Origin of the sequence: Rhodococcus sp. 06-462-5, assembly GCF_002258315.1 — a bacterium.
Classification (GTDB): domain Bacteria; phylum Actinomycetota; class Actinomycetes; order Mycobacteriales; family Mycobacteriaceae; genus Rhodococcoides.
This window is the reverse complement of the sequence record NZ_NOYD01000038.1, coordinates 373,463-384,144: the sequence shown is the minus strand read 5'-3', so window position 1 is coordinate 384,144 and position 10,682 is coordinate 373,463. Positions and strand designations below refer to the sequence as shown.

9 protein-coding genes and 1 pseudogene are annotated in these 10,682 nt (G+C 65.1%); 2 read left to right on the top strand and 8 right to left on the bottom strand.

Features of this window, described 5'->3' with window-relative positions; translation table 11 throughout:
• Both CH251_RS27585 and CH251_RS19065 read right to left on the bottom strand, forming a co-directional pair.
• Nucleotides 1–499 (bottom strand): annotated as a pseudogene (locus tag CH251_RS27585) (cell division protein FtsK); the annotation flags it as partial.
• Between the two features lie 69 nt (nt 500–568).
• A complete protein-coding gene (locus tag CH251_RS19065) occupies nt 569–1,192 on the bottom strand; it encodes a TIGR03085 family metal-binding protein (RefSeq protein ID WP_179273370.1) in 624 nt (207 codons plus the stop codon).
• A 79-nt stretch (nt 1,193–1,271) separates the two neighbouring features.
• Between CH251_RS19065 and CH251_RS19060 the strand changes: the two genes are divergently transcribed.
• Nucleotides 1,272–2,051 carry a sulfite exporter TauE/SafE family protein gene (locus CH251_RS19060; RefSeq protein WP_094614466.1) on the top strand — a complete coding sequence of 260 codons (780 nt, stop codon included), beginning with the start codon at nt 1,272–1,274 and terminating at the stop codon, nt 2,049–2,051.
• 3 nt (nt 2,052–2,054) lie between these two features.
• On the opposite strand, the gene CH251_RS19055 is transcribed toward CH251_RS19060, so the two are convergent.
• The 3 genes from CH251_RS19055 to thyX all read right to left on the bottom strand — a co-directional run bounded on the left by CH251_RS19055 (nt 2,055) and on the right by thyX (nt 5,675).
• Nucleotides 2,055–3,806 (bottom strand): ribonuclease J, encoded by a 1,752-nt coding sequence (locus CH251_RS19055; protein ID WP_094614465.1) that lies wholly within the window; start codon nt 3,804–3,806, stop codon nt 2,055–2,057.
• 107 nt (nt 3,807–3,913) lie between these two features.
• Nucleotides 3,914–4,822 carry a 4-hydroxy-tetrahydrodipicolinate synthase gene (dapA, locus tag CH251_RS19050; protein ID WP_027496818.1) on the bottom strand — a complete coding sequence of 303 codons (909 nt, stop codon included), beginning with the start codon at nt 4,820–4,822 and terminating at the stop codon, nt 3,914–3,916.
• A 100-nt stretch (nt 4,823–4,922) separates the two neighbouring features.
• The gene (gene thyX / locus CH251_RS19045; RefSeq protein ID WP_037189533.1) at nt 4,923–5,675 is read right to left on the bottom strand and encodes an FAD-dependent thymidylate synthase; all 753 of its coding nucleotides are present in this window, start codon (nt 5,673–5,675) and stop codon (nt 4,923–4,925) included.
• 140 nt (nt 5,676–5,815) lie between these two features.
• Between thyX and CH251_RS19040 the strand changes: the two genes are divergently transcribed.
• A complete protein-coding gene (locus tag CH251_RS19040; protein ID WP_094614464.1) occupies nt 5,816–6,295 on the top strand; it encodes a hypothetical protein in 480 nt (159 codons plus the stop codon).
• A 27-nt stretch (nt 6,296–6,322) separates the two neighbouring features.
• Here CH251_RS19040 and zwf read toward each other — a convergent pair whose 3' ends face one another.
• From zwf to CH251_RS19025, 3 genes are all read right to left on the bottom strand, one after another.
• A complete protein-coding gene (gene zwf / locus CH251_RS19035; protein WP_094614463.1) occupies nt 6,323–7,777 on the bottom strand; it encodes a glucose-6-phosphate dehydrogenase in 1,455 nt (484 codons plus the stop codon).
• A gap of 65 nt (nt 7,778–7,842) precedes the next feature.
• Nucleotides 7,843–9,051 (bottom strand): winged helix-turn-helix domain-containing protein, encoded by a 1,209-nt coding sequence (locus tag CH251_RS19030; RefSeq protein ID WP_094614462.1) that lies wholly within the window; start codon nt 9,049–9,051, stop codon nt 7,843–7,845.
• 148 nt (nt 9,052–9,199) lie between these two features.
• A complete protein-coding gene (locus tag CH251_RS19025; RefSeq protein WP_094614461.1) occupies nt 9,200–10,561 on the bottom strand; it encodes an OFA family MFS transporter in 1,362 nt (453 codons plus the stop codon).
• Between the last annotated feature and the right edge of the window lie 121 nt (nt 10,562–10,682).

Below are 10,682 nucleotides of genomic sequence, written 5' to 3'. Positions count from 1 at the left end.
GCGCGACGTAACCGGCTTCGCCGATGACGGCGCGAATGCCCACCTCGATCCATTCGCCGACCGGTCCCCCGGCGCTGAACCACACACTCGCGGCCACGACCACACCGACAGCGATCAGTCCGAGGGCAATGCCGTCTCGGCGGTGGCCGTGCTCGATGTCGGCGGCCTTGCTCACCGTCCGGGTCGTGGCACCGACTCCGCGTGCCGCCATCGACCAGGTGGACGCAATGCCCCGCCCGATCGCGTCGAGGGCACCGCGTGACTTCTTCTTCGCCGCAGGCCGCCGAGCCGTCGACGAGCCCCTGGCGGGGGCCTTGCCGCGCGAGGATGCGTTCGCGCGGGACGTCGCCGGATTGCGCGGCGCGGTGGGCTTCTTCGGCGTGGTGACGGTGCGCGCGGTACGGCCGCCACCGGTTTTACGGGCGGTGCCGGACGCGCGCGAGGAGCCGGATCCGCTGGATCCGGCCCTGGCGGTGGAGGTGCTGGTCTTTCCTGCCATGCCCCCAGGCTAGTCGCAACAGCCCCGTCGAAACCATCCGCAACACCAGTAACAGCGGAGGTGAATGTGTCAGAAGCTCAGATCGAGGGCCTTCACGGCAGCGACATCGTCCGCCGAGCCCTCGTACAGCACCTCGATCTGATCGCGCCCGAAAGCGTACAGCAGCAGTTCCGACGGCTCCCCCACCACGGTCACGCCGGGGCCCGACCCGCCCTTGAACGTGGCCTGTCGGCCGTCGGGAGTGCGCACGTGGACCGGCACGGGTGAGGAGCGGTGACCGCCCCGACCCACCAGACGGACCTGCGGCCAGAGCCGGGTCTCCACCGCGGTGGGCAACACTCGCCGAGTCCAGTTCTCCCCTGCCCGGCGCAGGTCCTCGTGATGAACGAACATCTCACCGAGGTTGATCAACGGATCCAGCAATGCGAACGGCGACCACATGGGCGGCCCGGTCCGTACGTCCTCCACCACGGTCGCGAACGGCCTGTTCGCCACGGATCGCTGGACCCGCTCCGTGTATCCCGCGAGCGGGGAGAGAAATATGCCCGGCGAGGCGTCCAGGCGTCGCTCCCGAACGACGAGATGCGCCGCAAGATCGGCCGCTGTCCATTCACCGCACAGCGTCGGCGCATCGGGACCCACGTCGAGAAGGGTCTGGACCAGTTGGGAACGTTCATCCTGGGCAAGGCTCACGGGCTCCAGGCTACGGCCAGACGGAACCAGCGGCATCCTGCCGCGGGATCCCACCCTTTGTCTGGGTAACCTCCCAACAGTGCCGGTATCGGAAATTCTCGTCATCCTGCTCGCCGGGCTCGGAGCCGGAGCCATCAACGCCGTCGTCGGTTCCGGAACGTTGATCACGTTTCCGACGTTGGTCGCGTTCGGCTATCCCCCGGTGGTCGCCACCATGTCCAATGCGGTGGGACTGGTCGCGGGAAGCGTCTCGGGCACGTGGGGGTATCGACGCGAGCTGCGCGGACAGTGGCATCGACTGCGGTGGCAGTTGCCCGCCTCGTTCCTCGGAGCGCTAGGCGGGGCGTGGCTACTGCTGCATCTACCCGAGACGGTGTTCGCCGCAGTGGTTCCGGTGTTGCTCATCGGCGCGCTGATTCTCGTTGTCGCACAACCGAGAATCCAGGCCTGGGCCAAGCGGCGATCGGAAGCCGCGGGCAAGGCCGCGAACCACATCAGCCGTACCCGGATGGCACTGGTCACCGGAGGCACTCTGCTGGTCGGCATCTACGGCGGCTATTTCACTGCCGCACAGGGCATTCTGCTCATCGGAGTGATGGGGGCATTGCTCCCCGAAACCATGCAGCGGATGAACGCGGCAAAGAATCTGTTGTCGCTGGTCGTCAATGTCGTTGCAGCGGTGACGTACACGATCTTTCGATTCGACGACATCAGCTGGCAGGCAGCCGGACTGATCGCGGTCGGCTCCCTGATCGGTGGAGCCGTCGGAGCACGCTACGGCCGCCGGCTCTCGCCGGCGGCCCTGCGTGGTGCCATCGTCGTTCTCGGTCTGATCGGACTCTGGCGACTGCTCGTCTGAACTCTAGGACTGCGGTTGCGGCTTGACCGCGATGATCGTCGGAACGATCATCGGCTTGCGGCGATACTTGTCCGCCACCCACCGACCGACCACACGGCGCACGGCCTGTGCGATGCGATGAGTATCGGACACACCGTCGGACGCCAGACGCTGCAACTCCGACTCGACGAGTTGACCGGCTTCCTTGAGTGCGGCCGGATCATCGGAGAATCCGCGACCGGACACCTCGGGTGCGGTCACCGCACGCCCGGTGGCCGAATCGACGGCAACGCTGATCGCGATGAATCCACCCTCGCCCAGTACCAGTCGATCGGAGAGCGTCGAATCGCCGACGTCACCGACCGAGAGGCCGTCGACGTACACGTGCCCCACGGGCACCTGCCCGACGATCTCGGCGAGACCGTCGACCATGTCGACCACCACGCCGTCCTCGGCCAGCACCACCCGCTCCTCGGGGACACCCGTCGCCTTGGCCAGCGCCGCGTTGGCACGCAGGTGACGCCACTCGCCGTGCACCGGCATCGCATTGGTGGGCCGTACCGCGTTGTAGAGGTACAGCAGTTCACCCGCCGAGGCGTGGCCCGAGACGTGAACCTTCGCATTCTGCTGCGTCACGACGGTCGCACCGCGCTTGGCGAGGCCGTTGACCACCGCGAACACCGAGTTCTCGTTGCCGGGGATGAGCGAGGACGCCAGCACCACGAGATCGTTCGCCTTGACGTTGATCTGGCGATGCTCACCGCGGGCCATCCGGGACAGCGCCGAGAGCGGCTCGCCCTGCGAACCGGTGGAGATGAGTACCAACCGGTCGTCGGGAAGCGTCGCGGCAGTGTCGACATTGACCTCGAGGCCGTCGGGCACACGCAGGTAGCCGAGGTCCTGAGCGATCTGCATGTTGCGGACCATCGACCGGCCGACGAATGCCACCCGACGGTTGTACCGCTCCGCGACGTCGATGACCTGCTGAATCCGGTGCACGTGACTGGCGAACGACGCGACGATGACGCGCTGTTTCGCCTTGCCGATGACGGTGTCGAGCACTCCGCCGATCTCACGTTCCGGCGTGACGAATCCGGGCACCTCGGCATTGGTGGAGTCGACCAGAAACAGGTCGACGCCCTCGTCGCCGAGCCGCGAGAAACCGGCCAGGTCGGTCAGGCGACCGTCGAGCGGCAGCTGATCGAGCTTGATGTCGCCCGTGTGCAACACCAGACCGGCGTCGGTCCTGATGGCGATGGCAAGCGCATCGGGAATCGAGTGGTTCACCGCGAAGTACTCGCAGTCGAACGGGCCGTGCTGGGTGTGCTGGCCCTCGATGACCTCGACGAGGTTCGGACGCAACCGATGCTCACGGCACTTGGCCGCGACGAGCGCGAGGGTGAACTTCGATCCGACGACGGGCAGGTCGGGACGCAGACGCAGCAGGAACGGCACTGCTCCGATGTGGTCCTCGTGACCGTGCGTCAACACCACGGCCTCGACGTCGGCCATGCGGTTCTCGATGTGGCGGAAGTCGGGCAGGATCAGGTCGACGCCGGGCTGCTGGTCCTCGGGAAAGAGCACGCCGCAGTCGATGATGAGCATTTTGCCCTGGTGCTCGAACACCGTCATGTTGCGACCGATTTCGCCTATACCACCGAGTGCGACCACTCGAAGGCCCTTGAACGGGGCCTTCGGCGGTGTGCCGAGGCGCTCCGTCGGATCGAATTCACGACGCTTGTCGGGACGCTGCGTGCGCGCCGAGTTCTGCACCATCGGCTTGCCCTGCCGGGCTCCTGCCGGTTGGCCCTGCTTCGGGGCCGGACGCTCGGAGGGAGGTCCGGCGTTTCGGGTTGCGCGTCCGCGCGATCTGTTCGGTCGTGTCATACAAGAACTCCTGCCGCGCGCAGCTCTGCTGCGAGCAATTCGATGTGGTCGATGCTCGGTGGCACCTGGGGAAGTCGTGGTTCGCCGACATCGAGTCCGATGAGGCGAAGGCCGGCCTTCGATGCGCTGACGCCGCCGAGGCGCGCGACCGAACGAATGACCGGGATGAGGCTGACGTTGATGGCCTGTGCGCGTGCGATGTCGCCCATCATGAAGGCGGTGTGCAGCTCACGGAGACGAGCCGGAACGAGGTGGCCGATGACGCTGACGAAGCCGGTGGCACCGACCGAGAGCCAGGGCAGGTTCAGTGGGTCGTCGCCGGAGTAGAACTGCAAGCCGGTCGACGCGATCAGTTCGGCGCCGGCGTTCAGATCGCCCTTGGCGTCCTTGACCGCGAGGATCCGTGGATGCTCGGCGAGCCGACGCAATGTCTCGGTTTCGATGGGAACGACCGACCGCGGCGGAATGTCGTAGAGCATCACGGGCAGGTCGGTGGCGTTCGCGACCGCGGTGAAGTGCGCGTACAAACCTGCCTGCGGTGGCCGGGAGTAGTACGGGGTGACGACCAGCAGACCGTGCGCGCCTGCGCGGGCGGCGTCACGCGCGAGTTCGACGCTGTGCGCGGTGTCGTTGCTGCCTGCCCCGGCGATGATACGAGCTCGATGACCGACCGCGGCGATCACCGCGCGCAGCAGTTCGAGCTTCTCGTTCTCGGTGGTGGTCGGCGATTCGCCCGTCGTGCCGGCCAGAACCAATCCGTCGTTGCCCTGCTCGACGAGATGATGTGCCAGCCGAACGCCCGCATCGATATCCAACTTACCGTCCGCTGTGAACGGAGTCACCATGGCGGTGAGCACCGTACCGAACACAGGCGCAACGGAAGGAGCGGCGTCACCGTAGGTCATGGCAGCAGATTACCCGGTGCTTTACCCACTCTCGCGCAGCGGGACTCCCCGCCGACACCGACCATGCATACCCGGTCTTCGGCGCCCCCGAACCTGGTCGTCAGACCTCGGTCACGAACGGGCTGCGGGCGACTTCCGTGCCGTCCGGCAGCGTCGAGATCTCGAAGTCGCCGAACACGTCCGGAGCCACTCCCACGAGCTTACGCAGACATTCGACGGCAACACGTCGAATTTCCACGTCCGCATGTTCCGAGGCACGCATCGACACGAAATGCCGCCATGCGCGATAGTTTCCGCTCACCACCACCCGCGTCTCGGTCGCATTCGGCAACACCGACCGGGCCGCTTGCCGGGCCTGCTTACCGCGCAACGCAGCGTTGGTGACCGATTCCAGCTTTCCCTCGAGCGCACCGAGCAGCTCGGTGTAGGCCGCCCGGCTCGCCTCGGTCGCCGACGCGAACAGCGCCTCGAGCTCGGGATCGCCTTCGACTGCCGGCGGAAGAACGACGTTGGCGTCGTGTTCGGGAACGAATCGCTGCGAGAGCTGCGAATAAGAGAAGTGCCGGTGCCGAATCAACTCGTGAGTGCACGATCGCGAGATGCCGGTGATGTAGAAACTCACGCTCGCGTGCTCGAGAACCGAAAGGTGTCCGACGTCGAGGAGGTGACGCAGATACGACGCATTGGTCGCGGTCCGGGGATTGGGCTTGGACCAGCTCTGATAGCAGGCACGTCCGGCGAACTCGACCAACGCCTGCCCACCGTCGGCGTCGGTTTCCCAGGGAATGTCGACGGGCGGCACGAACTCGGTTCGGGCGACCAGTTGCACTCTCAGCGCAACTGTCCGTGGCACAGCTCTACCTTCGTTTTCTGCTGACACCGCACAACCCTAAACGCGGTACCGATGCCCGGCGAACGATGACGTCACGATGCCGCCACGTGACGCCACCAGCGCTGCTTGACCGACGTCAACTTTGACGTCACACTGGCGTCATGGAATTGGACAAGTACACCGCGTCGCTGCGCACGGATCTACTCGCGGCGGCGGCCCTGGGCGACGAGCACACCCGTCAGACGGCCGAAGCACTCGGCAAGACGGCGGAGGCCTCGGCCAGATTGATGCTGCTCACGGCGCTGTCGGACTTCGCAGCAGAGGTATCGAACGATCTGGACGGTCATACGGTCACCGTTCGTCTCGACGGTACGCAGGCGCACGCCGATGTTCGACGCGACAGCCCGGTGCCCGGTCTGCACGACGGCGATCCGGCCGAGCCCGTCACCGAGGACTACCCGACCATGGACGATGTGTCCGGTGAGGTGCGACGGGTGACGCTGCGACTGGTCGAGCAGATCAAGGAACGCGCCGAGGACGCCGCGAACAACAGCGGAGTGTCGCTCAATTCGTGGTTGTCGCAAGCAGTTCAGGGCGCACTGCGCGATCAGATGCGCAAGGATCGCGGCTGGAACAACTGAGCTTCGGGTTCGAGCGAGCGCTGGACCCTACTTCTTCTCGCGCCACTCCCGCTCGAACGGCAACCGCCACGCGTGTGGGGCGATGAGTTGATGGATGGCGTTGGGACCCCACGACCCCGGTGCGTACAGACGAACCGGGGGCGGGTCGGCGAGCAGCGGCTCGGACACCTTCCACAGCCGCTCGATACCCTCGGCCGTGGTGAACAGCGTGTGATCGCCGTACATGGCATCGAGAATGAGCCGTTCGTAGGCTTCGAGCAGATCTCCGGCTTGCTCGGTTTCATGAGTGGCGAATTGCATGCTGAGTTTGTCCAGGCGCATACCGGGTCCGGGACGCTTGCCGTAGAACGACAGTGACACCTTCGAGGCGTCCGCGAGGTCGAAGGTCAGGTGGTCGGGACCTTGCGCGCCCACGCCCGAGCCAGCCGGGAACATGCTCTTCGGTGGTTCCCTGAAGGCGATCGAGATGATGCGCTGCCCCTCGGCAAGGCGTTTTCCGCTGCGCAGGTAGAAGGGCACTCCGGCCCAGCGCCAGTTGTCGATCTCGCACTTGAGTGCCACGAAGGTATCGGTGTCGGAGTCGGGAGCCACCCCCTCCTCCGAGCGATAGCCCGTGTACTGGCCTCGGACAACGCTTTTCGGATCGAGCGGAATCATGGATCGGAACACCTTGTTCTTCTCCTCGCTGATGGCGCGGGGTTCGAGCGCCGTCGGCGGTTCCATTGCCATGAATGCCAGCACCTGGAACAAGTGGGTGACCACCATGTCCTTGTACGCGCCGGTGGATTCGTAGAATCCGGCTCGTCCGTCCAGGGCGAGCTTCTCCGGGATGTCGATCTGGACGTGATCGATGAAATTACGGTTCCAGATCGGCTCGAACAACCCGTTGGCGAAGCGGAAGGCCAGGATGTTCTGAGCGGGTTCCTTGCCGAGAAAGTGATCGATGCGGAAGATCTGATCCTCGTCGAACGTCTCGTGCACCCGAGCGTTCAGCGCGATCGCGCTCTCGAGGTCGGTACCGAACGGCTTCTCCATGATGATCCGGGAGCGCTTCACCAGATCGGCCGACGCGAGCGTATCCACCACTGCCAGAGCAGCTCTCGGCGGAACGGACAGATAGTGCAGCCGTTTGGCGCTTCCTCCGAGTTCGATCTCGGCCTCGGCCACGGCCTCCCCCAACGCCGCCGGTCCTGCCTTCTGCGACACGTACGTCAATCGCGAGGCGAAACGACTCCATTGCTCGTCACCGACTTTGCGACTCGAATAGGCGTTGATCGATTCGCGAGCGAGAGCGCGGAATTCGTCGGTCGACATCTCCTCGAGTGAGGTTCCGACGACGCGGATGTTCGGCGCGAGATCGGAGAGCGCCAGATGCATCATCCCGGACAGGAGTTTTCGCTTGGCCAGGTCTCCCGTCGCCCCGAACAGGACGACGACCTGGGGTGGGAGTTCCGTGGCAGTGTCCGTCCGGCGTGAAGTCACAGTTCGAATAGTGGCACCGATCCTGCCCGAGTGCACTTCGGCAGGAGTCGACTCACTGACGGAAATCACCGCAATGCGGCGACGAGGTCTCCCCGGTCCCCCACCACCACGCTTTCGAGTTCCAGCCAATCCGCCATCTCCCGCAGTACCTCTCGCAGTCGAAGCGCGATGTCACCGGCGTTGCGGTCGCCTTCGACATAAGCCGCGATCACGTGCAGTTCGGACTGCGCTCGCACTGCCTTGAGATCGAGTCGGGCCACCAGGTGCCCGTCGAGCAGAAAGGGGAACACGTAGTAGCCGTGAACTCGCTTGTGTTGCGGGGTGTATATCTCGATTCGGTAGTGGAAGTCGAAGATTCGCTGCACCCGAGGCCGATAGAAGATCATCGGATCGAACGGGCACAGCAGTGCGGCAGCGGTGGCCGTTCGGGGCGTTCTGGCCTCGCGGTGCAGGTATGCCGGTGCGTTCCAGCCTCGAACGGCCACCTGTTCGAGCACACCGTCCTCGACGAGTTCACCGATCGCCGCCTTGGCCTGCTTCTGCGAGAGCCGGTAGTAGTCCCTCAGATCCGGCTCGGTACCGACTCCCAGTGCCCGAGAGGACTTTTCGATCAGAGCACGTACCGCATCCGGTTCGTCGACGCGCCTGCGCAGGACGTCGTCCGGGATAACCCGTTCGCTGAGCTCGTACCGGCGCACGAATCCCGTCCGTGTCGGCACGGTAACCACGCCGGCCGCGAACAGCTGTTCGCAGACGACCTTGACATCGCTGCGGTCCCACCACGGACCCTTGCGACCGGGGGTGTCCACCTCGAGGTGCTTCTCGATCTCCCCCGCGCTGGCCGCACCGGTGTCGCCGATCACCGCGAGGACGTCGTCGACGAGCGTGGGCTCGCGATCGAGAATGTGGGCCGCTCCGCCCCACCGCCCGTGTCGATACAACTCCATTCGCCACCGCATCAGTGCCCAATCCTTCACGGGCAGCAGTGCGGCCTCGTGCGCCCAGTACTCCACCAATCGACGGGGCCGACGTGCAGTGTCGGTCCATGCGGCGTCGTCGACGATCGTGCGGTCGTAGGCACCGACGCGGCTGAACACCGGTGCATAGTGCGCGCGGACGACCACCGACACCGAGTCGATCTGCAGTAACCCGGTGGTGTCGATGGCTGCGTGTACCGCGGCCCTGCTCGCCGGCCGAGTACGCGACCGCCTCGATGCCAGCCCCTGGGCGGCCAGGGCGGTGCGACGGGCGGCAGCGGCACTCATCTCCTGCATCGGATCAGCCTGTCACGGCCCACCGACACACCGACTCAGGTGCTGAACAGATTCGCCGCCTTGAGGATCAATTCGTACAACCCGTAGGCGAACGGCACGGCAACCCACGCCCATGCGACCGCCATCGTGACCTGCCTCTGTGCGCCGCTCATGCCTTCGCTCCTGTGGTCGTCGCGGCCTTCGCCGGATCGGCTTCGTGATACTTCGACGCGACCGGCTTGATCGCCTCGTTGGCCAGGAATCCGACCACCAGCAGGCCGATCATCACGTAGAACGCCGGCAGGTAGCGGCCGGTGGTTCCTGGCTCTCCGGCGTCGGCGATGGCGTTCACGATCAGCGGGCCCAGCACTCCGGCCACCGACCACGCGGTGAGGAGTCGTCCGTGGATCGCGCCCACCTGATACGTGCCGAAGAGGTCCTTGAGATACGCCGGAACCGTCGCGAACCCCGCACCGTAGAACGAGAGAATCAGCAGGGCCGAGACCATGAACAGGATCTTGTTGGTGTTGGTGAACAACGCGATGTAGAGGTACAGCAGTGCGCCGACACCGAGGTACATCCGGTAGATGTTCTTGCGTCCCACCACATCGGATACCGATGACCAGACGAACCGTCCGATCATGTTGGTCAGGGAGAGGAATGCGACGAAGCCCGCGGCCGCAGCGGCGAGAGATTCCGGCGAGGTGGCGTCGGGAAAGAAGTCCTGATAGATGCCCGAGCCCCGCTCGAGAATGCCGATTCCGGCAGTGACGTTGAAGCACAGCACGACCCACAGCAGCCAGAACTGCGGAGTCTTCACTGCGTTCGCGGCCGAGACGTTGTGCGTCGAGATCATCGACGACGACGCGGGCGGGGTCCACCCGGCCGGCGTCCATCCCTCGGCAGGCACTCTGATCAGCACGACACCGAGGGCCATGAACACCGCGTATCCGACGCCCAAGGTGAGGAACGTCTTGGCGATGGAACCTTCGGTGAAGCCGCCGAAGTTCACCATCAGCTGGCTGGTGAGCGGAGACGCGATGAGTGCGCCGCCGCCGAATCCCATGATGGCGATACCGGTGGCCATGCCCGGCCGGTCGGGGAACCATTTCATCAAGGTCGAGACGGGTGAGATGTAACCGATTCCGAGGCCGATACCGCCGACGAATCCGTAGCCGAAGATCACCAGCCAGAACTGTCCGAGGGCCATCCCGAGTGCGGACAGCAGCAGTCCCGAGACGAAGAAGACCAGAGAGACGGCCATGGCCCACCGTGGACCGTTCTTCTCGACGCGGGTTCCGAAGATCGCCGCGGACAGGCCGAGCATCACGATGGCGAGCTGGAACGGAATGGCGGTGACGGTGCCACTGAGCCCGAGCGCTTCGGGCTGCGAGATGGCGTTCTTGAACACGCTCCAGGCGTAGGCGGAACCGATCGCGAGGTGAATCGACAGCGCGGCCGGGGGTATCAGCCAGCGGCTCCACTCGGGTGTCGCGACGATGGCGGAGCGGTCGAGAATGCGGAGGGTCATCGAAATCCCTTGCGATAGAATGTGGTACAAAATTGCACTATCCCCTGCAGTCAAACACGGTCACCGCTCGGCTCGCTCACAACCAGGAATAGTTTCTTCACCGAACTCACATTCCTGACCC

Excerpts from the sequence above, each read along its gene's own strand:
- CH251_RS19025 (WP_094614461.1), bottom strand. The coding sequence starts at position 10,561 with ATGACCCTCCGCATTCTCGACCGCTCCGCCATCGTCGCGACACCCGAG.
- CH251_RS19030 (WP_094614462.1), bottom strand. The coding sequence starts at position 9,051 with ATGCAGGAGATGAGTGCCGCTGCCGCCCGTCGCACCGCCCTGGCCGCC.
- CH251_RS19040 (WP_094614464.1), top strand. The coding sequence starts at position 5,816 with ATGGAATTGGACAAGTACACCGCGTCGCTGCGCACGGATCTACTCGCG.
- CH251_RS19055 (WP_094614465.1), bottom strand. The coding sequence starts at position 3,806 with ATGGTGCAGAACTCGGCGCGCACGCAGCGTCCCGACAAGCGTCGTGAA.
- dapA (WP_027496818.1), bottom strand. The coding sequence starts at position 4,822 with ATGACCTACGGTGACGCCGCTCCTTCCGTTGCGCCTGTGTTCGGTACG.